General features: G+C 65.3%; 22 protein-coding genes and 1 pseudogene. 13 read left to right on the top strand and 10 right to left on the bottom strand.

Features of this window, described 5'->3' with window-relative positions:
- Position 1: 1 nt before the first annotated feature.
- A complete protein-coding gene (locus tag PJW05_RS01460; RefSeq protein ID WP_271410176.1) occupies positions 2 to 493 on the bottom strand; it encodes a DUF523 domain-containing protein in 492 nt (163 codons plus the stop codon).
- A gap of 31 nt (positions 494 to 524) precedes the next feature.
- Entirely contained in the window at positions 525 to 1,133 is a 609-nt protein-coding gene (locus PJW05_RS01455; RefSeq protein ID WP_271410175.1) for a 2OG-Fe(II) oxygenase, read from the bottom strand.
- 207 nt (positions 1,134 to 1,340) lie between these two features.
- Here PJW05_RS01455 and PJW05_RS01450 point away from each other — a divergent pair, with 207 nt between their 5' ends.
- Entirely contained in the window at positions 1,341 to 2,108 is a 768-nt protein-coding gene (locus PJW05_RS01450) for a hypothetical protein (RefSeq protein ID WP_271410174.1), read from the top strand.
- 120 nt (positions 2,109 to 2,228) lie between these two features.
- Here PJW05_RS01450 and PJW05_RS01445 read toward each other — a convergent pair whose 3' ends face one another.
- Entirely contained in the window at positions 2,229 to 3,170 is a 942-nt protein-coding gene (locus PJW05_RS01445; protein WP_271410173.1) for an alpha/beta hydrolase, read from the bottom strand.
- 121 nt (positions 3,171 to 3,291) lie between these two features.
- On the opposite strand from PJW05_RS01445, the gene PJW05_RS01440 reads away from it, so the two are divergent.
- Entirely contained in the window at positions 3,292 to 3,867 is a 576-nt protein-coding gene (locus tag PJW05_RS01440) for a DUF6436 domain-containing protein (RefSeq protein ID WP_271410172.1), read from the top strand.
- Here the strand turns inward: PJW05_RS01440 and PJW05_RS01435 are convergent.
- Positions 3,864 to 4,892: an AraC family transcriptional regulator gene (locus PJW05_RS01435; protein WP_271410171.1), complete on the bottom strand. Its 1,029-nt coding sequence runs from the start codon at positions 4,890 to 4,892 to the stop codon at positions 3,864 to 3,866. The two genes, PJW05_RS01440 and PJW05_RS01435, sit on opposite strands and share 4 nt — an antisense overlap.
- 108 nt (positions 4,893 to 5,000) lie before the next feature.
- Between PJW05_RS01435 and PJW05_RS01430 the strand changes: the two genes are divergently transcribed.
- Together PJW05_RS01430 and PJW05_RS01425 are read left to right on the top strand one after the other, a co-directional pair.
- Positions 5,001 to 7,382 carry a penicillin acylase family protein gene (locus tag PJW05_RS01430; protein WP_271410170.1) on the top strand — a complete coding sequence of 794 codons (2,382 nt, stop codon included), beginning with the start codon at positions 5,001 to 5,003 and terminating at the stop codon, positions 7,380 to 7,382.
- Between the two features lie 154 nt (positions 7,383 to 7,536).
- Positions 7,537 to 8,913: an FAD-binding oxidoreductase gene (locus PJW05_RS01425; RefSeq protein WP_271410169.1), complete on the top strand. Its 1,377-nt coding sequence runs from the start codon at positions 7,537 to 7,539 to the stop codon at positions 8,911 to 8,913.
- Between the two features lie 120 nt (positions 8,914 to 9,033).
- Here PJW05_RS01425 and PJW05_RS01420 read toward each other — a convergent pair.
- Positions 9,034 to 9,195 (bottom strand): annotated as a pseudogene (locus PJW05_RS01420) (PLP-dependent transferase); the annotation flags it as partial.
- 245 nt (positions 9,196 to 9,440) lie between these two features.
- On the opposite strand from PJW05_RS01420, the gene PJW05_RS01415 reads away from it, so the two are divergent.
- Together PJW05_RS01415 and PJW05_RS01410 are read left to right on the top strand one after the other, a co-directional pair.
- Entirely contained in the window at positions 9,441 to 9,668 is a 228-nt protein-coding gene (locus PJW05_RS01415) for a LuxR C-terminal-related transcriptional regulator (protein ID WP_271410168.1), read from the top strand.
- Positions 9,669 to 10,540: 872 nt separating this feature from the next.
- Complete coding sequence (locus PJW05_RS01410; protein WP_271410167.1) at positions 10,541 to 11,029, top strand: TolC family protein; 489 nt, start codon at positions 10,541 to 10,543, stop codon at positions 11,027 to 11,029.
- 41 nt (positions 11,030 to 11,070) lie between these two features.
- Here PJW05_RS01410 and PJW05_RS01405 read toward each other — a convergent pair whose 3' ends face one another.
- The 5 genes from PJW05_RS01405 to pilT all read right to left on the bottom strand — a co-directional run bounded on the left by PJW05_RS01405 (position 11,071) and on the right by pilT (position 16,614).
- Entirely contained in the window at positions 11,071 to 12,255 is a 1,185-nt protein-coding gene (locus PJW05_RS01405) for a trans-sulfuration enzyme family protein (RefSeq protein WP_271410166.1), read from the bottom strand.
- The gene (locus PJW05_RS01400) at positions 12,252 to 13,631 is read right to left on the bottom strand and encodes a pyridoxal-phosphate dependent enzyme (protein WP_271410165.1); all 1,380 of its coding nucleotides are present in this window, start codon (positions 13,629 to 13,631) and stop codon (positions 12,252 to 12,254) included. Before PJW05_RS01400 ends, PJW05_RS01405 begins: the two co-directional genes overlap by 4 nt.
- Positions 13,632 to 13,875: 244 nt before the next feature.
- Positions 13,876 to 14,271 carry an NINE protein gene (locus tag PJW05_RS01395; RefSeq protein WP_271410164.1) on the bottom strand — a complete coding sequence of 132 codons (396 nt, stop codon included), beginning with the start codon at positions 14,269 to 14,271 and terminating at the stop codon, positions 13,876 to 13,878.
- 123 nt (positions 14,272 to 14,394) lie between these two features.
- Positions 14,395 to 15,540 carry a PilT/PilU family type 4a pilus ATPase gene (locus tag PJW05_RS01390; protein WP_271410163.1) on the bottom strand — a complete coding sequence of 382 codons (1,146 nt, stop codon included), beginning with the start codon at positions 15,538 to 15,540 and terminating at the stop codon, positions 14,395 to 14,397.
- Positions 15,541 to 15,579: 39 nt separating this feature from the next.
- Positions 15,580 to 16,614 (bottom strand): type IV pilus twitching motility protein PilT, encoded by a 1,035-nt coding sequence (gene pilT / locus PJW05_RS01385; RefSeq protein WP_271410162.1) that lies wholly within the window; start codon positions 16,612 to 16,614, stop codon positions 15,580 to 15,582.
- Positions 16,615 to 16,777: 163 nt separating this feature from the next.
- Here pilT and PJW05_RS01380 point away from each other — a divergent pair, with 163 nt between their 5' ends.
- The 7 genes from PJW05_RS01380 (at position 16,778) to metW (ending at position 23,256) form a co-directional block, all read left to right on the top strand.
- Positions 16,778 to 17,473 (top strand): YggS family pyridoxal phosphate-dependent enzyme, encoded by a 696-nt coding sequence (locus PJW05_RS01380; protein ID WP_271410161.1) that lies wholly within the window; start codon positions 16,778 to 16,780, stop codon positions 17,471 to 17,473.
- 10 nt (positions 17,474 to 17,483) lie between these two features.
- Entirely contained in the window at positions 17,484 to 18,302 is an 819-nt protein-coding gene (proC, locus tag PJW05_RS01375; protein WP_271410160.1) for a pyrroline-5-carboxylate reductase, read from the top strand.
- A 10-nt stretch (positions 18,303 to 18,312) separates the two neighbouring features.
- Positions 18,313 to 18,906, top strand: coding sequence for a YggT family protein (locus PJW05_RS01370; protein WP_271410159.1), 594 nt, complete (start codon positions 18,313 to 18,315; stop codon positions 18,904 to 18,906).
- Entirely contained in the window at positions 18,903 to 19,199 is a 297-nt protein-coding gene (locus PJW05_RS01365) for a DUF167 domain-containing protein (protein ID WP_271410158.1), read from the top strand. The genes PJW05_RS01370 and PJW05_RS01365 overlap by 4 nt, the downstream gene beginning before the upstream one ends.
- 193 nt (positions 19,200 to 19,392) lie before the next feature.
- A complete protein-coding gene (locus tag PJW05_RS01360; protein WP_271410157.1) occupies positions 19,393 to 21,381 on the top strand; it encodes a dynamin-like GTPase family protein in 1,989 nt (662 codons plus the stop codon).
- A gap of 111 nt (positions 21,382 to 21,492) precedes the next feature.
- Entirely contained in the window at positions 21,493 to 22,632 is a 1,140-nt protein-coding gene (gene metX / locus PJW05_RS01355) for a homoserine O-succinyltransferase MetX (protein ID WP_271410156.1), read from the top strand.
- A 3-nt stretch (positions 22,633 to 22,635) separates the two neighbouring features.
- On the top strand, positions 22,636 to 23,256 hold the full coding sequence (gene metW, locus PJW05_RS01350) for a methionine biosynthesis protein MetW (RefSeq protein WP_271410155.1): 621 nt from the start codon (positions 22,636 to 22,638) through the stop codon (positions 23,254 to 23,256).
- The last annotated feature ends 5 nt before the right edge of the window (positions 23,257 to 23,261 follow it).

Raw genomic sequence — 23,261 nt, 5'->3', positions numbered from 1 at the left:
CTCAGCCCGCCTCCAGTTCCGCCAGGCGCGCCGCCGCTTCGGCCAGTTCTTCTTCGCTGAACACCTCGACACCGGCGCGGCGCAGGGCCGCGGCGGTGACACCCTCGCCGGCGACACGCACGCCGCTGAAGCTGCCGTCATAGTTCTCGCGATTGCCGCACGACGGGCTGCGCGCCTTGAGCAGCGCAATGCGGATGCCGTGGACGGCCACCAGATCGAGGGCGATGCGCGCCCCGGCGACAAATTCGGCGGTCACGTCCTGGCCATCGTCGGTGAGCACCGGCAGTTCGCCGTCCAGCACGGCGCCGCCGCGCCCGCCGGCGATCTCCGCCGGCGCCCGCGGTGTCGGCAGGCCGCCCGCCACTTCCGGGCACAGCGGCACGATGCGGCCTTCCGCCTGCCAGCGCTCCAGCAGGCCGAACGGGCCGTGGGCCCCGCCGTCATAACGCACCCGCTGCCCGAGCAGGCAACGGCTGACCAGAATCTTCTGCATCGTCACTCTCCCAAAGGGTGCCGACTTGCACCTAGGCACGGCGCCGGAACCACCCCGCCAGAGACAAGCGCTGACGGCTGGCCGGAAGGACCTCGTGCGGCAGCTCGCCGGAGAGGAACAGCACCACGCCGCCGCCCTCGGGCAGGATATCGCGCTCACCCTCGGCCAGGTGCAGGCGCAGGGCACCGCCCTGTTCCGGCTGCCAGTCGGCGTTCAGGTAAGCCACCACCGAAACCGCGCGGCGGTCATCGTCGTGAAAACGGTCCAGGTGCTTCTGGTAGAAGGCGCCGGGGGGATAGAGGGCAAAATGGCACTCGAAATCCTCCAGTCCCAGATAAAGCTCGCGGTTGAGCCGCTGGCGCAGCTCATCCATCAGCACCAGGTAGGCATCGCTGGCGGCCGACTGGCCAGGCTCCAGCCACTGGATCAGGTCGCCGCGCACCCCTTCGCGAATTCGCTGGCCTTCGCCACGGCCCACGGCGGCCGGCGCCAGGTCGCCGGCAGCGGCTCGGGCACGGCATTCCCCGGCCAGGGCGGCCGTGAGGTCGGCGGGCAGCATGAGGCACTGATGGGACCAGCCCTGGGTGGCCAGGTCGTCGACGATCAGGGCGAGCAGCGGAGATTCGGCAAAGGCATTCATGGTGGCGCGATTCTACCAGCGACGCGGGCATCGCCTACATGCCTTCAGGCGGTTTCCGACACCTCGACAATAAAGCCCCAGTCCGCCGAGAATAGCCGCACGCTCAACCCCGCACCGCCTGCCCGCCGCCTTTGCCTTACCCCACCGAACCGATGCCGTAAGCGTGGGTCCGATACGAACTGCGGACTGCGTCATCAAGGAGATTCCATGCGCCTGCTCTTCGCCGTCACCCTGCTCCTCTTCGGCTTGCCCGCCCTGGCCGACGATCACGCCAGCCTGTACCAGGCAGCCGGCTGGCCGGAGCAGCGCGCGCACTTCAACGACGCCCTCGCGGCGGCCCAGCAGCGGTACCAGAAGACCCTGCCACCGGCGGTCTACCAGGCCCTGGTGGACAACAGCAACCGCCGCTTCCAGCCCCAGGCCATCGACCAGCGCGCCCAGGCCGCGCTGCGCGGCCAGTTGAATGACCCGCGCCCGGCGCTGACCTTCTTCCAGTCGCCGCTGGGACGCAAGATCATTGCCGCCGAAACCCTGGCCACCCGTCGCGACCAGTTGGCTCAGCATGCCAACGGCCTGCCGCGCATCGAAGCCGACGCCACCCGCCGCCTGTTGATTCGCCACCTGGCCCAGGCCCTGCCGGCCCGCGAGGCCGGCGCCGAAGTCAGCCTGGCCCTGGCCGGCGTCGCCGCCGACAGCCTCAGCCAGATGCTTCCCGGCCTGCTCGGCGGCGGCCAGGCCCAGGGCATGCTCGAAGGCCAGCGCCAGCGGCTGATGGAGCAGATCGGTAACGACCTGGACAACACCCTGCTCTATGTCTACCGCGACCTGTCCGATCCGGAGCTGGAGGAGTTCGTCACTTTCGCCCAGTCCGCCGAAGGCCAGGCCTACTACCAGGCCGCCCTCGCCGCCGTGCGCGCCGGCCTCGCGGTGGGCCAGGACGCCTCCAACCTGACGCCGGCCCAGCAGGACCTCTGACCTCCGCCGTCGAATATCGCCCTACGGCACCGAAACCCTGGCTGTAGCGGCCCCTAGCGGCGAATACGGGGCCGGCGGCCGCGCACCGGCCCAGCGCCGTGGGGCGATGCTTCTTCCGGTCTAGCCCAATCGCTCCCGCAGAAAGCCGAAGTAGCGCTGACGATAGGCCGGCGCCTCGTTCACCAGATGATGCCCGGCGCCCTCCAGCATCAATACCTCCGGCCGGTCGAACTTCTCCGCCAGCACCCGCAGGTTGTGCCGCCAGTCCACCGTCATGTCGGCGCTTCCCTGGATCACCAGCGGGCGGCGCGGGCTGCGCAGCGCCGTCTCGATACGCGGCACCCAGCGGGCCAGGGCGCCGACCCAGGCGGTGGGAAGGGTCTGCGGTTGCAGCGGGTCCTTGTGGTGGACGAATTCGATGAAGTCGGCATCGCTGGAGTTGACGCTGAAGCGTCGGGGAATTTCTTCGACGAAGTGCCGCAGCAACTGGTAGCTGAACTTCGACCAGCCCCAGGCGCGCGGCCTCACCAGCGGGGCGAACAGCAGCGTCTCGCCCACCTCGGCGCGGGGCGTGCCGGTCAGCAGGTAGTCCAGCAGGATGGCGCCGCCGGTGCTCTGCCCGGCCAGGTGCCAGGGCTGCGGCAGACTCAGCGCGGCGGCTTCGCCCAGCAGGGCCTGCAAGGTGGCCTGGTACTCGGCGAAATCGCCGATGCTGGCCCGCGCACCGCTGGACAGGCCGTGGCCCGGCAAATCGCAGGCGATCACCGCGAAGCCCATACCCAGCGCCCAGTCCACCAGGTGGCCGTAGAGGCCCATGTGGTCGTAGTAACCATGCAGCAGCACCAGGCTGGCGCGGGGTTCCGGGGGCAGCCAGAGCTGGCTGACCAGCGTATAGCCGGCCGCCTCGACGCAGCCCAGGCGGGTCAGCACACCGGGATGCTGCGTGGCGAAATCCAGCCGGTAGAACGCGCGGTAGCTCCGCGCCTGGCGCAAGTCGGCCGCGCCTGCGGCCAAGGGTCGCAACAGGGGGCGCAGCAGGTCGGGCTGGAAGGGGTCTGACATCGGGCTTTCCCTGAATGAAACGAAACTGTCCACAGGACCGCCTGGGGTCCTGGCCGGCTGCCGATATTCTGCTGCCCGGCGCAACGTGGCAAGCTACGCGCCCCCGCACAGGCCCTTCACCATGCGCGCACCCCAGCCCAAGACCCTGATCACTAGCCTCGCCCTGTTCGCCTGCGTCATTGCCATCCTGCTGGCCCTGCGCTGGTACGAGTCGCGCTACGTCCGCCCCTTCAACCTGCAGGCCACGGTATTTTCCGGCGAGCGACTGCGCCTGCCGGCCGACCTCGCTGGCCCGGGACCGATCCGCCTGGTGCATTTCTGGGACCCGGCCTGCCCCTGCAACGCCGGCAACCAGCAGCACCTGGCCGAACTGATCCAGCGTTACGCGCCCCTGGGCGTGACCTTCCATGCGTTGCAGAAACCCGGCAGCAAGGGCCAACTGCCACCCGGCCTGGAAGCCCTGCAGCCCTTGGCCGAAGTGCCCGGGGCCGAGGACTTGCCGGCGGTGCCTGCCGTCGGCATCTGGGACCGCGACGGTCGCCTGGCCTACTTTGGCCCTTACAGCGAAGGGGCGGTGTGCAACGCCGCCAACAGTTTCATCGAACCCATCCTCGAAGCCCTGATCGCCAACCGCCCGGTCAGCGCCGGTGGCACTCTGGCGGCGGGCTGCTTCTGCGCCTGGCGTGAACCGGCCTAGGCCCGCTCCAGGCGGGCCCGGTAAGCCTCCGGCGGCATGCCGTACCAGCGACGAAAGGCCCGATAGAACGGCGACAGCTCGGAAAATCCGCAGGCCCGGGCGACTTCGCGCATCGCCCGCCCCTGCCGCAACAGTTCCACGGCGCGGACTTGCTGCACCGATTCGCGCACCCGCCGCAGGTTGCTGCCCTGCGCCGCCAGAATCCGCTGCAGGCCGCCGGCGCTGAAACCGAGTTCGGCGGCGCAGGCTTGCAGCGAGCAGTCCGCCTGGCCCAGGCGCACCCCCAGCAGGTAACGCAGGCGGTTGACGAGGTCGTTGCCCCCCAGCGCCTCCAGTTGCGTCTCCGCGTGCTGCCAGAGCAACCGGTGCAGGTCCGGATTGGCCGTGCGCGACGGGCGTTTCAGCAGGACCGCCGGGAACAGCAGTGCATCGTGTTCGCAGCCGAACGCCGGCAGCAGGCCGAACAACCGCTGATGCTCGCTCACCCGTGCCGGGCGAGCGTGGCGGAACTCCACGCCGTCCAGGCGGAATTCGTCATCGGTGATGAAACCCAGCAGCTTGGTGAACAGCAGCGCCAGGCACTCCATCTGCTGGCGCAGCGAGGAGTAGCCCAAGTAGTTGAGGTCGATCACCAACCGCGCCCGCTCGCCCTCCGACCGCAGCTGGGCGACGAATCCACCGGACAGGATGTGCTGGAAGCGCAGGAAGCTCGCCAGCGCCTCGCCCAGGTCGCGGCTGGCCAACAGCAGGTAACCCACCTCATCGAGCAGGCGCGGCCTCATCACCTCACCCAGGTGCAGGCCGATGTCGGGATCGCCGAACAGGGCGTCGGCGGCCAGCCAGAACTGCGGCGCATCGTCATGGCGCAGGCGGCCATCGGCAGGCGGCGACTGGAATCGACGATGCTGGTTGGCGACCTGGTAGACCTGCGCGGGGTCCACGCCCAGGTCCGCCATGGCCTCGTAGAGCAACCGGCGCAAGGTGGCGGAATGGGTCAGGGGGGCGGACTGGACGGCGTCGGACATGGCAGCTCCTCGGAGTTGACCGAAGACTTCCATTCGACGGGTCTTCGGTCAATGCCCGCTGGAATCGGCTTGGGGAGAATGCCGCGACCACAACAAGGAGAATCGTGCATGAAACGCACCCTGACCGCCCTGGCCGTCATCGTCGCCGCGGCCGCCGGCGGCGCCGTCTGGTACAGCGAAAGCAAGCAGCCGCTGCGCGAGGGCGAACTGGCCCTGGCCCATCTCCAGGCGCCGGTGACCGTGCGCTACGACGAGCGAGGCGTGCCGCACATCCAGGCCGCCAACGAAGCCGACCTGTACCGCGCCCTGGGCTTCGTCCAGGCCCAGGACCGGCTGTTCCAGATGGAGATGCTGCGCCGCCTGGCCCGTGGCGAACTGGCCGAGGTCCTCGGCGCCCGCCTGGTGGACACCGACCGCCTGTTCCGCACCCTGGGCATTCGCGCCCATGCCGACGCCTACGCGCAGAAGATGGACATGCACAGCCCGGCGACCAAGGCACTGCTGGCCTATCTCGACGGCGTGAACCAGTATCAGGACAGCCGCCCCGCGCCTGTGGAGTTCGACCTGCTGGGCATCGACAAGCGCCCCTTCACCGTCGAAGACACCCTGTCCATCGCCGGCTACATGGCTTACAGCTTCGCCGCCGCCTTTCGCACGGAGCCGGTGATGACCTACGTTCGCGACGAACTGGGCGCCGATTACCTGAACGCTTTCGACCTCGACTGGCACCCCGAGGGCGTCATCCGCCAACCCCTGGCCAGCGCCGACTGGCAGGGCCTCAACCGCCTGGCGCAACTCAGCCAACAGGCCCTGGTGGAAGCCGGCCTGCCGCAGTTCGAGGGCAGCAATGCCTGGGCCGTGTCCGGCAGCCGCACCGCCAGCGGCAAGCCGCTGCTGGCCGGCGACCCGCACATCCGCTTCGCCGTGCCGGCGGTGTGGTACGAAGCGCAGCTGGCCTATCCCGGCTTCGAGCTGTATGGCCATCACCAGGCGCTCAACCCGGTCGCGTCCCTGGGGCACAACCGGCGGTTCGCCTGGAGCCTGACCATGTTCCAGAACGACGACCTCGACCTGATCGCCGAGAAAACCAACCCGGACAACCCCGAGCAGGTCTGGTACCAGGGCCACTGGGTCGACCTGGAAAGCCGCGAAGAAACCATCCAGGTCAAGGATGGCGAGCCGGTGAAGCTGACCCTGCGCCGCTCGCCCCACGGCCCCATCATCAACGACGCCCTGGGCGCGGCCGCCGGCAAGACGCCCATCGCCATGTGGTGGGCCTTCCTGGAAACCGAGAACCCCATCCTCGACGCCTTCTACCAGCTCAACCGCGCCGACAGCCTGGACAAGGCCCGCGCCGCCGCCGAGAAGATCCACGCCCCCGGCCTGAACGTGGTCTGGGCCAATGCCGACGGCGATATCGGCTGGTGGGCCTCCGCCCGGCTGCCGCAACGTCCGCAGGGGGTGAACCCCACGTTCATCCTCGACGGCAGCACCGGCGAGGCGGACAAACCCGGCTTCCTGCCCTTCAGTACCAACCCCCAGGAAGAAAACCCCGAGCGCGGCTACATCGTCTCGGCCAACTACCAGCCGCTGTCGCCCACCGGTGCCGGCATTCCCGGCTACTACAACCTGCCCGACCGCGGCCAGCGCCTGAACGAGCGCCTCGCCCAGCCCGGCGTGAAGTGGGACCTGTACAACAGCCAGGCCCTGCAGCTGGACACCGGCACCGGCTACGGCCCGCGCCTGCTGGCACCGTTGCTGGAGGAACTGCACGCGGCGGCGGCGGACGCGCGGGAAAAGGCCCTGGTGGAGCAACTGGCCGACTGGGATGGCGACCATTCGCTGGATTCGCTGGCCGCCACCCTGTTCAACCAGTTCACCTACGAGCTGGCCAGGGCGGCGCTGCACGACGAACTGGGAGACGCCTTCTTCGACAGCCTGCTGCAGACCCGTGTCCTCGACAGCGCCCTGCCGCGCCTGGCCGCCGACGCCGATTCGCCCTGGTGGGACCGCCTCGACACGCCACGCAAGGAAACCCGCGCCGAGGCGATCAAGTCCGCCTGGCAGGCCAGCCTGGCGCACTTGAAACAGACCCTGGGCGAGGACAGCGCGACCTGGCAGTGGGGCCATGGCCACACCCTGACCCACGCGCACCCGCTGGGCCAGCAGAAACCGCTGAACCTGCTGTTCAACGTCGGCCCCTTCGCCGCCCCCGGCGGCCACGAAGTGCCGAACAACCTGTCCCATCGCGTCGGCAGCGCACCCTGGGACGTGTTCTACGGCCCTTCCACCCGCCGCCTGGTGGACATGGCCGATGCCGAACACGCCCTGGGCAGCAACCCCGTAGGCCAGAGCGGTGTGCCCTTCGACCGCCACTACAAGGACCAGGCCGGGGCCTACATCCGCGGCGAGTACGTGCCCATGCACTTCTCGGACGAGGATGTACAGGCCAACAGCCACGAGGTGCTGAAACTGGTGCCGGCCCACTGACCCCGCCCCTCTACCGCCGCGGACGAGGGCTTACTTCCGTAGCAGCTTGTGCGTGACCATGAGCCACTCCAGGTCAACGCGGATAGTTCAGGCGCCCTTTCCGAAGTGGGTAGGTAACCAGCGACATGAACAACATGAACAAGGACGTTCCGCCATGCGCTTGATTCTGATCATCGCCCTGCTCATCAGCGCTCGGCTGCTGGCAGCGGAGACCGTAAACGATGTTTCCGGCCTCAATCCCATCCAGGTCCAGGCCGTCCTGGCACCCACCAGCCTGGAGCAAATCGTTCAGGCAGTTCGCACGCACGCTGGCCCAATCGCTATAGGTGGCGGTCGCTTCAGCATGGGCGGACAAACGGCCAGCGAAAACGCCCTCCAACTCGACATGCGCCGCTACAACCAGGTCCTGTCTTTTAATCCCGGTGAACGATGGATTCGCGTGCAAGCAGGCATCACCTGGCGCGAGGTCCTGGAGTACATCGACCCCTATGAGCTGTCACCGTTGATCATGCAGTCCTATGCCAATTTCACCGTGGGAGGTTCGCTCAGCGTCAATTCCCATGGCCGTTATATCGGACAAGGCCCGCTGGTACTGGCAGTAAAGTCAATTCGCCTGGTGCTGGCAGACGGTCGTCTGGTTGAGGCCAGCCCGGAGCACGAAAGCGAGCTGTTCTACGGCGCCATCGGCGGTTACGGCGGGATCGGGGTAATAGCCGAGGCCACGCTTGCGCTTACGGAGAACGCCAGACTGGAACGTCATTCCCAGGTGATGCCGATGGCCGACTACAGGCGATTCTTCGACCAGGAGGTGCGCAACAATCCGGACATGGTTATGCACAACGGCATTCTCTATCCCAATGACTACAGCACCGTACGTGCCGTCTCCTACGTGCGTACTCGGGCACCTCTTACCGTGAAGGAACGTCTGGTGCCCGCTGATCGAGACTACAGGCTCATGCGTACCACCCTCGGCCTGGTTTCCAGCAAGAGTGGCGCCATGATGCGCGAGGCAGCGCTGGATCCGTTGCTGTACAAGAACAAGCAGGTGCAATGGCGCAACCACGAAGCCAGCCTCGATGTACGAGAGCTACAGCCGATCTCCGGCCCCGGCTACAGCTATGTTCTGCAGGAGTATTTCGTTCCCGAAGCGGAACTCGACAACTTCGTGGTTCGCATGAAAACCGTGCTGGAAAAGCACAAGGTCAAAGTGACCAATATTTCCATTCGCCACGCCAAAGCAGATCCGGGAACCCTGCTGGCCTGGGCACGCGGCGACACGTTTGCCCTGGTGCTGTACTACCGTCAAGGCACCTCCGCAGGCCAGCGCGCCGAGGTCGCCGTCTGGGCGCGCGAGCTGATCGATGCCGCGCTCCGCTCGCATGGCACGTACTACCTGCCCTACCAGATCCTTGCCAGCCGTGAGCAGTTCCTTCTCGCCTACCCGCGCGCCCAAGAGTTCTTTGCCCTGAAGAAGCGCGTGGATCCGACCAACAAGTTTCGCAACACGCTATGGGATGCGTATTACCGCTGAACAGCGGCATGCACCCTGTCAGGCAGCACCAGAACGGGGGCAGGGAAGGTCACTCGTTCCAGACTGCTGGCGAGCAGACTCAGAGAGAGAAGCGGCCGTCACTCTCCCATTCTCAGCCCATCAAACCCGCGCCAACGCCTGCGCCAGGTCCTGGCGCAGATCCTCCACGTCCTCCACCCCCGCCGACAAGCGCACCAGCGAGTCGCCGATGCCAAGTTCCGCGCGAATCTCCGCCGGGATGCTGGCGTGGGTCATGATCGCCGGGTGCTCGCTCAAGCCCTCCGCAGCCAATACCACCACTACGTACGACAACGCCGGAGCAGAGCACGGAATTTTCCCATATCTACTCTGCGCACTTGCCCTATCTAGCAGCCTATTTCTAGCCTGTGCAGCTCTTCCCATGTTCTTACAACACTTGGTGAGTGATGCCCAGTTCGTCAATGGATGATGAAACACCACTCTTCCGCCCCGAAGTCGCTGTCGCTCGCAATGCGCGACAGTTCGGCCATGTAGCAAAGGAGCCATGGATGACCAAGAGGGAACAAGAGGTCTTGCATTTGCTGATGCAAGGAAAGAGCAACAAGCAAATCGCCCAGAAGCTAGATATCAGCAACTACACCGCTCGGGACCATGTCTCCGCGTTACTACGCAAGTCTGGTGCCCGCACACGGACGGAACTGATCGCGATGCAGGCGGGCCAGAAAAACACCCTCCCCCGACATCTGCAGTGCATTATTAGAGACTGCACCCATTAATAATTGACCACCAATATTGGGAAGGACAACAAAAAGTATAACCACCAAATTAAAATCGGCACAGCCATGCCACCAAGCAGCTATAAGACAAGTTCACCACCCCATAGAAGACTAACAGCGCGACCTTTATCAACTAGCGAACTAGACCTTATCGCAGGAACTGGTTACTTATAAGCTATCTCAACCGTAGGAGCACTCGGTGGAAAATCCGACACCACTACACGGATGGAGCCGATCGCCATGCACATTGTCCGCCCCTACACCTGTCGGATTTTGCTTAACAGCTCTACTTATAAAAGCTGCCAAACAAACTTCGAAGCCAAGCAGCCATATCTATATCAATAGAGGGCCCAACAAAAACACCAGACCAGCCGCGCAAAAATCATACAGATCTCTCTGGATTGAGCTAAGCAGAACCCCTGCACCGAAAATTCGTCAAATTGACTTGGAACACCAGGCAATACTCACAATCAATCGACCCACCAAATCACTTAAACGCGTTCACATGAGCCAATAGAACTCAACCATGACCAGGATGTTTGACAAACTACTAGCCTGGGAACTTAGATCCCTAGAAAACAAAAGCAAAAACTTCAACCTAGCCGCAAGCGCCACACTCTCAACAATATTTTTATTGTTATCCCTCAACCTGGAAAACAAAACCCCCGCCTGCTTCATGGCAGGCTTTCTATTGTTTTGGGAGCGGTACGTCCTTATATCACTCCACTCACTTAAGAATGACCGCAACCACAAAAATACGCCAATCAACAGTCAATCAGCCAAGGACGACCAACCATGAGAAAATTTCATATAAAAGTTCTTGATAAAATCAGCAGTGGGGATTGTGGAATCTATGAGGGCGTGGATTCCACTTGCGGCTTAGCCAAAGCCTGCAGGAACAAGCGGACAGCTGCCTGCGCAACGAAACCAGGAGCGCCGGCCTGCGCCTGAGTCTTCCCCTGTTTGAGGGAGGAGCCACCAGCTCGGCAGTTCGCGAAGCGCGTAGCCTTCTGATCAAGGCCGAAGCAGATTTGGACGACGCTCGCCGCGCCGCAACCTTGGAGACACGGCGAGCTTGGCTGGGTTTTTTCGGCGGAATGGCCAAAGTACAGGCGCTGGAAGCTGCCGAACGCTCGTCACAGTCGGCCCTCGAGTCCAATCGCTTGGGCTACAAGCTGGGATTGCGCATCAGCCTTGACGTGCTGGATGCACAAAGTCAACTCGCCGATACGAGACAACAGCTGTCCCGCGCACGTTTTGACACCTTGCTGGCCAGAATGCAGTTGAAGTACGCGTGCGGAATGCTGGATATCGACGACCTGCGCGAAGTCAACACACTGCTGGGCAAGCGAGTGAACTGACGGAGTAGAGGTAGCAGCGCCCTAAGAAAACCCGCAATCAGCTATATCTGCCGCAACGCCTGCGCCAGGTCCTGGCGCAGGTCCTCCACGTCCTCCACCCCTACCGACAAGCGCACCAGCGAGTCGCCGATGCCAAGTTCCGCGCGAATCTCTGCCGGGATGCTGGCGTGGGTCATGATCGCCGGGTGTTCGATCAGGCTTTCCACCCCGCCCAGGCTCTCAGCCAGGGTGAAGATGCGCACGGCTTCGAGGAACCGCCGGGTGCCGGCCAGGTCGGTGCGCAGGTCGAGGGCGATCATTCCGCCGTAGCCATGCATCTGCAGACGCGCCAGACCGTGCTGCGGGTGCGATTGCAGGCCGGGGTAATAGACCCGCGCCACCTGCGGTTGCTGCTCCAGCCAGTAGGCCAGTTCCAGGGCATTGCTGCAGTGGCGCTCCATGCGCAGGGCGAGGGTCTTCACCCCGCGCAGGGTGAGGAAGGCGTCGAAGGGGCCGGCGATGGCGCCCACCGCGTTCTGCAGGAAGCCCAAGCGCTCGCGCAGCGGGTCGCAGCGGCTGTCGGCCGAGACCACGGCTATGCCGCCGATCACGTCGGAATGGCCGTTGAGGTACTTGGTGGTGGAGTGCACCACCAGATCGAACCCCAGCTCCAGGGGCCGCTGCACCCAGGGGCTGGCGAAGGTGTTGTCGGCCACCAGGATGATGTCGCGGCCCTGGCAGAGCGCAGCGATGGCCTCGAGGTCGGCCAGTTGCAGCAGCGGGTTGCTCGGCGACTCCACCCAGAGCATGCGGGTGTCACCCGTGAGCGCCGCTTCGATCCGCCGGAGGTCGGTGAAGTCGACGAAGCTGAAGCGATGGCCGGCACTGGCGCGGCGCACCCGCTCGAAGAGTCGGAAGGTGCCGCCGTACAGATCGTTGCTGGCGACGATGTGGGAGCCGGCATCCAGCAGTTCCAGCACTGTGCCGATGGCCGCCAGGCCGGAGGCGAAGGCGAAGGCCTGGGCGCCCCCTTCCAGGTCTGCCACGCAGCGCTCCAGGGCCCAGCGCGTGGGGTTGTGGGAACGGCCGTAGTCCAGGCCCTTGTGCACGCCGGGGCTGGACTGGGCGTAGGTGGAGTTGGCGTAGATGGGCGGCATGATGGCGCCGGTGGAGGGGTCGGGCGCCTGGCCGGCGTGGATCACGCGAGTGGCGAAGGCGCGTGGCGGGGCGTCGTCCTGCTGGCTCATGCGAGTGTCCTCCGCAGGTGGTTGAGCAGGTCGGAGCGGGTGATCAGACCGTGGAAGCCGGAGGCGTCGGCGATGATGGCCACCAGGCCACGGTCGAGCTCGGCCTGCAGCTCGCCCAGGCTGGCGTCCGGGGCGAGGGTTTCCAGGCGCGTGGTCATTACGCTGGCCACCGGCTGGCGAAAGTGGGTGGCGTCGGCATGCACGCCGAGCAGGATGTCGGACTCGTCGATCACCCCCGCCAACCTCCCCTCCTTGAGCACCGGCAGTTGCGAGACATCCGCCAGGCGCATGCGCTGGAAGGCGGTGAGCAAGGTGTCGTCGGGCCCCACGCTGATCACCCGGCCGTCCTCGAAGCGCCGCGCGATGATGTCGCGTAGATCGCCGTAACGCTTGCGCGCCAGCAACCCCTGATCGGTCATCCACTGGTCGTTGTAGACCTTGGACAGGTAACGGGTGCCGGTGTCGCAGACGAAGCTGACCACCCGCTTCGCGCGCTTCTGCTCGCGGCAGTAACGCAGCGCCGCCGCCAGCAGGGTGCCGGTGGACGAGCCGCCGGGAATGCCCTCGGCGCGCAGCAGCTCGCGGGCGTGGGCGAAGCTCTCTTCGTCGCTGATGGAGTAGGCGTGACGCACGCTGGAAAGGTCGGCAATGGACGGCACGAAGTCCTCGCCTATGCCCTCCACGGCCCAGGAGCCGACGCTGCCCAGGGTGCCGCTGCGCACGTACTCGGCCATCACCGAACCCACCGGGTCGGCCAGGATCATTTCCAGGTCAGGCTGCACCCGTCGGAAATAGCGGGTCAGACCGGTGAGGGTGCCGGCGGAGCCGACGCCGACCACGATGGCGTCTACGTCCTGCCCGGTCTGCTGCCAGATTTCCGGGCCGGTGGTGGATTCGTGGGCCAGGGGGTTGGCTGGGTTGTTGAACTGGTCGGCGAAGAAGGCGCCGGGAATCCCCGCCTCCAGGCGGCCGGCCAGGTCCTGGTAATACTCGGGATGGCCCTTGCCGACGTCGGAGCGGGTGATGTGGACCTCGGCGCCCATCGCCTTGAGGTGCAGCACCTTCTCGGTGGACATCTTGTCCGGCACCACCAGCACCACCCGGTAGCCCTTGGCGCGGCCCACCAGGGCCAGGCCCAGTCCGGTGTTGCCGGCGGTGGCCTCGACTATGGTGCCGCCGGGCTTGAGCCGGCCGTCGCGCTCGGCGGCGTTGATCATGGCGACGCCGATGCGGTCCTTGATGGAGCCGCCGGGGTTCTGTGATTCGAGCTTGAGGAACAGGGTGCAAGGGCCGGTATCGAAGCGCGTCACCCGCACCAGCGGGGTGTTGCCGATCAGGTCGAGGACCGCGGGGCGGACATCTTTGGCGCTGTTCATGGCGTCACCTCCTTGCGCGACCAGGCAAGGGGCGAAACCTATGCCCCTCGCTGGAACATAGGCGGCGAGGCGGGGGCCCGCCATGGGTTCCGACGAAGGGGTCAGTCCATCAGGACGGATGAATCCGTGGGAGCGAATTCATTCGCGAAGGGACGCGCGGCGTCCCCCGCAAGCCTGCGGATCGAACCTGGCGGTCCGGTCAGCGAATGAATTCGCCCCCACGAGAAAGCGCTGTATCACGCAGTCAGCCCGCGTTGAGCACCGACACCTGATCGTTCAGGGTCCAGAAGTCGTAAAGCACGCCGAGCAGGAAAAATCCACCGGTGAGCAGGTAGAGAATGCCGCTGATCCACTTGCCCTGGTACATGCGGTGCACACCGAAGATGCCAAGGAAGGTCAGCAGGATCCAGGCGACGTTGTAGTCGTACTGGCCGGGGTTGAAGCGCAGAGAGGCCTCGCGGTCCATGGACGGGATCAGGAACAGGTCGATGATCCAGCCGATGAAGAACAGCCCAAGCGTGAAGAACCAGATAGTGCCAGTGACCGGCTTGCCATAGTAGAAGCGGTGGGAACCAAGGAATCCGAAGATCCAGAGCAGGTAACCGATGACCTTGCTGTGGGTGTCCTGGCGGGTATTCATGCTGCCTCCTGCAGGCTGTGGGAAATGTGTCGGAATTATTGGGCCTCGCTACGCTCGGCGCCAACCGACGGAAGCCGGATACGAAGAAGCCCGCCGTGGCGGGCCCGTTCGAGGGGCGGGAGCTTAGCGGAAGCGGCGTCCGGGGTCTTCCTCGGTGACCTGCAGGGACAGGCCGTCGCTCATGTGCTGCAGGTGTTCGCCATCGGTCTCCGAACCGAGCTTGATCATCAGCCGCAGGTCGTTGGCCGAGTCGGCGTAAAGCAGGGCGTCCTCGTAGGTGATCTCACCCTGGGAATAGAGGTTGAACAGCGCCTGGTCGAAGGTCTGCATGCCGTGTTCAGTGGAGCGCTTCATCAGGCCCTTGAGTTCGTGCACCTCGCCCTTGCGGATCAGGTCCGCGGCCAGCGGGGTGTTCAGCAGTACCTCGATCACCGCGCGACGGCCCTTGCCGTCGGGGGCCGGCACCAGTTGCTGGGCGACGATGGCCTTGAGGTTCAGCGACAGGTCCATCCACACCTGCTGCTGCCGGTCGGCGGGGAAGAAGTTGATGATGCGGTCCAGCGCCTGGTTGGCGTTGTTGGCGTGCAGGGTGGCCAGGCACAGGTGGCCGGTCTCGGCGAAGGCGATGGCATGGTCCATGGTCTCGCGGGTCCGCACCTCGCCGATGAGGATCACGTCCGGCGCCTGGCGCAGGGTGTTCTTCAGGGCCACCTCGAAGGATTCGGTATCGATGCCCACCTCGCGCTGGGTAACGATGCAGTTCTGGTGCTGGTGGATGAACTCGATCGGGTCTTCGATGGAGATGATGTGGCCGCTGCTGTTCTTGTTGCGGTGGCCGATCATCGCCGCCAGGGAGGTGGACTTGCCGGTGCCGGTGGCGCCGACGAAGAGCACCAGGCCACGCTTGGTCAGCGACAGCTTCTTGAGAACTTCCGGGAGTTTCAGCTCTTCGATGGTGGGGATGGTCGTCTCGATCCGGCGCAGCACCATGCCCACCAGGTTGCGCTGGTAGAAGGCGCTGACGCGGAAACGGCCGATGCCCCGCGCACTGATGGCGAAGTTGCATTCGTGGTGCTCGGCGAAGTCGCGGCGCTGCTGCTCGTTCATCACGCCGAGCACGGTTTCCCGGGTCATCTCCGGCGACATGGGGTTCTTGCTGACCGGCATGATCTTGCCGTTGACCTTCATCGACGGCGGCACGCCGGCGGTGATGAAGAGGTCGGAACCACCTTTTTCCACCATCAGGCGCAGCAGTTTCTCGAATTCCATGATGTTCTCGCTGTGATGGGCCGGCGCCGTTCAGGCGGGTCAGAAGTTTTCCGGGCTCTTGGCCTTTTCCCGCGCGCTCTCGCGGCTGACCAGCCCCTTGCTGACCAGCCCTTTGAGGCACATGTCGAGGGTCTGCATGCCAAGCGAGCCGCCGGTCTGGATGGCCGAGTACATCTGCGCCACCTTGTCCTCGCGGATCAGGTTACGGATGGCCGGGGTGCCGATCATGATCTCGTGGGCCGCCACCCGGCCGCCGCCGATCTTCTTCAGCAGGGTCTGGGAAATCACCGCCTGCAGGGACTCGGAGAGCATGGAGCGGACCATAGCCTTTTCCTCGGCCGGGAACACGTCCACCACCCGGTCGATGGTCTTGGCCGCGGAAGTGGTGTGCAGGGTGCCGAATACCAGGTGACCGGTTTCCGCGGCGGTCAACGCCAGGCGGATGGTTTCCAGGTCGCGCATCTCGCCCACCAGGATGATGTCCGGGTCTTCACGCAGGGCCGAGCGCAGGGCTTCGTTGAACCCCAGGGTGTCGCGGTGCACTTCCCGCTGGTTGATCAGGCACTTCTTCGACTCGTGGACGAATTCGATCGGGTCTTCCACGGTGAGGATGTGGTGGTACTTGGTGCTGTTCAGGTAGTCGAGCATGGCCGCCAGGGTGGTGGACTTGCCCGAACCGGTGGGACCGGTGACCAGCACCAGACCACGGGGAACGTCGGAGATTTTCTTGAAAATCTCGCCCATCCCCAGGTCTTCCATGGTCAACACTTTGGACGGAATGGTCCGGAACACGGCGCCAGCGCCGCGGTTCTGGTTGAAGGCGTTGACCCGGAAGCGCGCGACGCCAGGCACTTCGAAGGAGAAGTCGGTCTCGAGGAACTCTTCGTAATCCTTGCGCTGCTTGTCGTTCATGATGTCGTAGATCAGCGCGTGGACCTGCTTGTGGTCCAGGGCCGGCAGGTTGATCCGGCGCACGTCGCCATCGACGCGAATCATGGGTGGCAGGCCGGCCGAGAGATGCAGGTCCGAAGCGCCCTGCTTGGCGCTGAAGGCAAGCAGCTCAGTAATGTCCATTGGGCTCCCCAATTCGAAGCAAACGGTTTGCAGACCGCTGAATGATCACTGCGCCGGGCTCGAGGCTGTCGAAGCCGACCCGCCCGGCCGTCGCTCGCTACATTTTCCAGCGGCAGTTAGAATGCCGCAGACCCCACTCAGGCCGGGCTGTTGAGCGCAGGTAATGTCCACGATAGCAGACAATATTGCAAAGGTTCGCGCGCGTATCCGTGAGGCGGCGCAAGCCTCTGGGCGAGAATTTGCAGGCATCGGCCTGCTGGCCGTGAGCAAGACCAAACCCGCCGCCGCCGTCCGCGAAGCCTTCGCCGCCGGCGTGGCCGACTTCGGCGAGAACTACCTGCAGGAAGCCCTGGCCAAGCAGGCCGAGCTCGGTGATCTGGCGCTGACCTGGCATTTCATCGGCCCGATCCAGTCGAACAAGACCAAATCCATTGCCGAACATTTCCACTGGGTGCACTCGGTGGATCGCCTGAAGATCGCCGAGCGCCTTTCCGCCCAGCGCCCAGCGCACCTGCCGCCGCTGAACATCTGCCTGCAGGTGAACGTCAGCGGCGAGGCCAGCAAGTCCGGCTGCGCCCCCGATGAGCTGCCGGCCCTGGCCGCCGCCGTGGCGGACCTGCCCAACCTGCGCCTGCGCGGCCTGATGGCCATTCCCGAACCCACCGACGACGTGGCGGAGCAACACGCCGCCTTCGCCCGCCTGCGCCAGTTGCAGGCGGCACTGAACCCGGCCCTGGATACCCTGTCCATGGGCATGAGCCATGACCTCGAGGCGGCCATCGCCGAAGGCGCCACCTGGGTGCGCATCGGCACCGCGCTGTTCGGCGCCCGCGACTACGGCCAGACCTCGCATTCATAAGGAAGCATTGATGAGCACTCCCCGCATCGCATTCATCGGCGCCGGCAACATGGCCGCCAGCCTGATCGGCGGCCTGCGCGCCCAGGGCGTCGCCGCCGACCACATCCGCGCCAGCGACCCCGGCGCCGAGCAACGCGCGAAGATCGCCGCCGAACACGGCATCGCCGTGGTGGAAAGCAACGCCGAAGCCGTGCAGGGCGCCGACGTGGTGGTCCTGGCGACCAAGCCGCAAGTCATGAAGGGCGTTTGCCAGGCCCTTGCGCCCAGCCTCAGCGAAGGCCAACTGGTGGTATCCATCGCCGCCGGCATCACCTGCGCCAGCCTGGCCGCCTGGCTCGGCCCGCGCCCCATCGTGCGCTGCATGCCCAACACTCCGGCACTGGTGGGCATGGGCGCAAGCGGCCTGTACGCCAACGCCCAGGTCAGCGCCGCCCAGCGCCAGCAGGCGGAGCAACTGCTGTCTGCCGTGGGTATCGCCCTGTGGCTGGAGGAAGAGAGGCTGATCGACGCCGTCACCGCCGTGTCCGGCAGCGGCCCGGCCTACTACTTCCTGCTGATGGAGGCGATGACCGCCGCCGGCGAAAAGCTCGGCCTGCCCCGCGCGACCGCCGAGCAACTGACCCTGCAGACCGCCCTGGGCGCCGCGCGCATGGCCGTTTCCAGCGACGTCGACGCCGCCGAACTGCGCCGCCGCGTGACCTCGCCCAACGGCACCACCGAAGCGGCGATCAAGACTTTCCAGGCCGGCGGCTTCGAAGCCCTGGTGCAACAGGCCCTGGACGCCGCCGACCGGCGTTCGGCCGAACTGGCCGAACAACTGGGCCAATAAGGAGCTTTCGATGACCGGACTCAATACCGCCGCCATCTACGTGGTCCAGACCCTCGGCAGCCTCTACCTGCTGATCGTCCTGCTGCGCTTCATCCTGCAACTGGTGCGCGCCGACTTCTACAACCCGCTGAGCCAGTTCGTGGTGCGCGCCACCAAGCCGCTGCTCAACCCGCTGCGCAAGATCATCCCCGGCTTCGGTGGCCTGGACCTGGCCTCCCTGGTGCTGGCCATTCTGGTCCAGTTGCTGCTGATGATCGTCACCCTGACCCTGATGGGCTACGGCGTCGGCGGCTACGTGCTGCAATTGCTGATCTGGTCGATCATCGGCGTCACCTCGCTGTTCCTGAAGGTGTTCTTCTTCGCCCTGATCATCAGCGTGATCCTCTCCTGGGTCGCCCCGGGCAGCTACAACCCCGGCGCGCAGCTGGTGAACCAGATCTGCGAACCGTTGCTGATGCCCTTCCGCAAGCTGCTGCCGAACCTCGGCGGCCTGGATATTTCACCGATCTTCGCCTTCATTGCGCTGAAACTGCTGGATATGCTGGTAATCGGCAACCTGGCCGCCATGACCGGCATGCCACAGATCCTCAGCCCGTTCCTGTGACCTGGTACCGCTGGGCAGGCGAGGACCTGATCCTCGACTGCCACCTGCAGCCCAAGGCGAGCCGCGACGAGTTCGCCGGGCTGCACGGCGAACGCCTGAAGATCCGCCTCACCGCGCCGCCGGTGGACGGCAAGGCGAACGCCCACCTGATGGCTTTCCTGGCCCAGGCCTTTGGCGTGGCCAAGAGTCAGGTGAGCCTGGAAAGCGGCGAACTGAACCGCCAGAAACGGGTACGCATCCAGCGCCCGAAGACCCTGCCCGACCTGCCCGGATTGACCGCTCGGCAGCCCTGACCGACCTTAAGGCGGGCATCGCGCCGTCGGCAATTGACGATCCCCCTGCAAGGCGCATAATGCCGAGCAATGACGAGCTGGCACTCTGCCTCTACCTCGCCCCGGAGAAATGCCCGGGATGTCGTGGTATGACTCGCCGGCACAATCGCCACCCCACCCCGTACGCAGGATGCGAGAAGCGAGGAGAGCCTGAATGAGCATGGAGCGTCTCAGTCAGCAAGTTGACGCCTACGTTGCCTGGAAACGTGAGTTGCTGCGGGAGATCACCCGCTACAGAAGCTGGCTTGAGCACAACCGGCTCGGCTCCGACGCGCTTTGCGCCAAGCTGGAACGCGCCCAGCGGCTGCTCCGCACTGACCACATCACCCTGGCCTTCGTCGGCGAGTTCTCCCGTGGCAAGACCGAGCTGATCAACAGCCTGTTCTTCTCCGAGTTCGGCCAGCGCATGCTGCCGTCCCAGGCCGGACGGACCACCATGTGCCCCACCGAGCTGTTCTACGATCCCCGCTCGGAACGCTCCTACATCCGTCTGCTGCCCATCGAATCGCGCATGGCCGAAGCCAGCGTGGCGCAGTTCAAGCGCGCGCCGCGGCACTGGGTGAACATCCCGCTGGACCCGAGCGACGCCGACAACATGATCCAGGCCTTCACCCAGGTCGCGCGGACCAAGCCGATGCCGGTGGAACAGGCCATCCAGCTCGGCTTCCACCCGGACATGCTCGACCCCACCGGACGCCCCGGCGAGGTGCTGGTGCCGGCCTGGCGCCATGCCATGGTCAACTTCGACCACCCGCTGTTGCGCCAGGGCCTGCGCATCCTCGATACCCCCGGCCTGAACGCCCTCGGCAGCGAACCCGAACTGACTCTGTCGATGCTGCCCAGCGCCCAGGCCATCATCTTCCTGCTCTCGGCCGATACCGGCGTCACCGCCAGCGACATGAACGTCTGGCAGCAGCACATCCGCCAACTGGACGAAGACACCCAGGCCCATCTCTTCGCCGTGCTGAACAAGATCGATGTGCTCTGGGACGATCTGGCCGGCGAGAGCTTCGTGCAGGGCGCCATCCGCCGCATCCAGGAAACCACCGCCCGCCAGCTCGGCATCCGCAGCGACGAGGTCCTGCCGCTGTCGGCCAAGCAGGCGCTGCTGGCCAAGGTGCGCAAGGATGGCGAGCTGCTCGCCCGCAGCCAGATCGGCGCCCTGGAAGAGCTGCTCTGCGACCGCATCGTCACCCAGAAGGAACGCCTGATCGAAGACCATGTGGCGCACCAGATGATGGTGCTGCTGCAGAACAGCCTGCACGTGCTCAACCTGCGCCTGGACAAGGTCCGCGAGCAGCAGTCGATGCTCGACAGCCACCAGCAGGACAACGGCCAGATGCTCTTCGAGCTGACCGCCCGCACCAAGGAAGACCACGCCCAGCACCACCGCCGCCTGCTTGGCCTGAAGACCAATCAGCGCCTGCTCAAACGCCAGGGCGACATCCTGCGCAACGCCGCCCGCACGGAACGCCTGGACGAACACCTGGCGCGCCTGCGTCGCGAACTCACCGGCAGTTGGACCACCGTTGGCATCAACCAGAGCATCCTGAATTTCTTCCGCGCGGTCGGGGACGACCTGCGCAGCCTGGAACACGAGGCCGAAATGGCGAACACGATGGTTTCGGCCATCTACCGCCGGCACAACGAGGAGAACCCGCTGCACGGGGTCGACGCGCCGCAGTTCAATGTCCAGCGCTACCTCCGCGAACTCGCCCAACTGCGCGACAAGGCCGACCAGTTCCGCCTGCATCCCAAGACCCTGCTCACCGAGCAGCGCCAGCTCGGCAAGCGCTTCTTCGACACCCTGGTGCAGGAAGTCATCGGCATGCACCAGCGCCTGCGCCTGGAAGTCGCGCAGTGGGCCGGCGACGCGCTGATGCCGTTGATTCAGCACACCATGGAGCACAAGCAGCTGCTGGAAACCCACATGCTCCGGCTCAAGGCCCTCGCCCAGGAAACCCAGCTCTCCCGCCAGCGCGGCCAGCAACTGGAACGCTATACCGAGGAGCTGGAACAACAGATTGCCGAAGCCAACGAGATGCTCCGCACCTTCCGCCGCCCCTCGCCCATGCAGCGTATGGGCAAGGTCGTCAACCTGCCGGTGGCCGCCCGCAAACAGCGCGGTGGAGAGTCCGCCTGAACGCCCGTAGCGCCTGATTATTCAATGCTTTATCCGCCGCCCCCCGCGCTTGCCGCAGGGGGCGGCGCTCTTTAGACTGGCGCCCTTCCCAAAATCGAGAGCAGGGTTGCGATGCCCACCGCCATTCCCGCAGATTCCGTCGGCCTGGTCAGTCCCCGGGCGCAGCGTTTCAGCGAACCGTTGGCACTGGCCTGCGGCCGCAGCCTGGCCGACTACGAGCTGGTCTACGAAACCTACGGTGAACTGAACGAAGCGCGCAGCAATGCGGTACTGATCTGCCATGCGCTGTCCGGCCACCACCACGCCGCCGGCTACCACAGCATGGAAGACCGCAAGCCGGGCTGGTGGGACAGCTGCATCGGCCCGGGCAAGGCCATCGATACCCTGAAGTTCTTCGTCGTCAGCCTGAACAACCTCGGCGGCTGCAACGGCTCCACCGGTCCCTCCAGCATCAACCCCGCCACCGGCTCGCCCTTCGGTGCCGACTTCCCGGTGATGACGGTGGAAGACTGGGTCAACAGCCAGGCGCGCCTGGCCGATGTCCTCGGCATCCAGCAGTGGGCCGCGGTGGTGGGCGGCAGCCTCGGTGGCATGCAGGCCCTGCAATGGACCATCAGCTACCCCGAGCGCGTGCGCCACTGCCTGGCCATCGCCTCGGCGCCCAAACTCTCGGCGCAGAACATCGCCTTCAACGAAGTGGCGCGCCAGGCCATCCTCACCGACCCGGACTTCCACGGCGGGCATTTCCAGGGACAGGGCGTGATCCCCAAGCGCGGACTGATGCTCGCGCGCATGGTCGGTCACATCACCTACCTGTCGGATGACGCCATGGGCGAGAAATTCGGGCGCGGCCTGAAGAGCGAGAAGCTGAACTACGACTTCCACAGCGTGGAGTTCCAGGTGGAAAGCTACCTGCGCTATCAGGGCGAGGAGTTCTCCGGACGCTTCGACGCCAACACCTACCTGCTGATGACCAAGGCGCTGGACTATTTCGACCCGGCCGCCGCCCACGACGGCGACCTGGCGCGAACCCTGGCGGCGGCCAAGGCGGACTTCTGCGTGATGTCCTTCACCACCGACTGGCGTTTCTCCCCGGCCCGCTCGCGGGAGATCGTCGACGCCCTGACCGCGGCGCGCAAGAACGTCTGCTACCTGGAGATCGACGCGCCCCAGGGCCACGATGCCTTCCTCATGCCGATCCCGCGCTACCTCCAGGCCTTCAGCAGCTACATGAACAGGATTGCGGTGTAACCCATGCGTGCCGACCTCGAAATCATCCAGGACTGGATTCCCGCCGGCAGCCGGGTACTCGACCTCGGCTGCGGCCGCGGCGAGCTGCTGGCCTGGCTGCGCGACCACAAGCAGGTCAGCGGCTATGGCCTGGAGATCGACCCGGAGAACATCGCCCACTGCATCGACCGTGGGGTGAACGTGATCGAGCAGGACCTGGACAAGGGCCTGGGCAACTTCGCCAGCAACAGCTTCGACGTGGTGGTGATGACCCAGGCGCTGCAGGCCGTGCACTACCCCGACCGCATCCTCCAGGAAATGCTGCGGGTGGGTCGCGAGTGCATCATCACCTTCCCCAACTTCGGCCACTGGCGCTGCCGCTGGTACCTCGCCCGCTACGGGCGCATGCCGGTATCGGAGTTCCTGCCCTACACCTGGTACAACACGCCGAACATCCACTTCTGCACCTTCAAGGACTTCGAACAGCTGTGCCGCGAAATGCAGGTGAAAGTCCTCGACCACCTGGCCGTCGACCACGAGCACCGGCACAACCTGCCCAGCCGGCTTTGGCCTAATCTGTTGGGTGAGATCGGCATCTATCGCGTCAGCGGCCCGGGTCTTGCGGACCACCGCGTCGCGGTCTGAATCAA

This window comes from Pseudomonas sp. Q1-7 (genome assembly GCF_028010285.1).
Lineage (GTDB): Bacteria > Pseudomonadota > Gammaproteobacteria > Pseudomonadales > Pseudomonadaceae > Metapseudomonas.
This window is presented reverse-complemented; position numbering and strand designations above follow the sequence as displayed.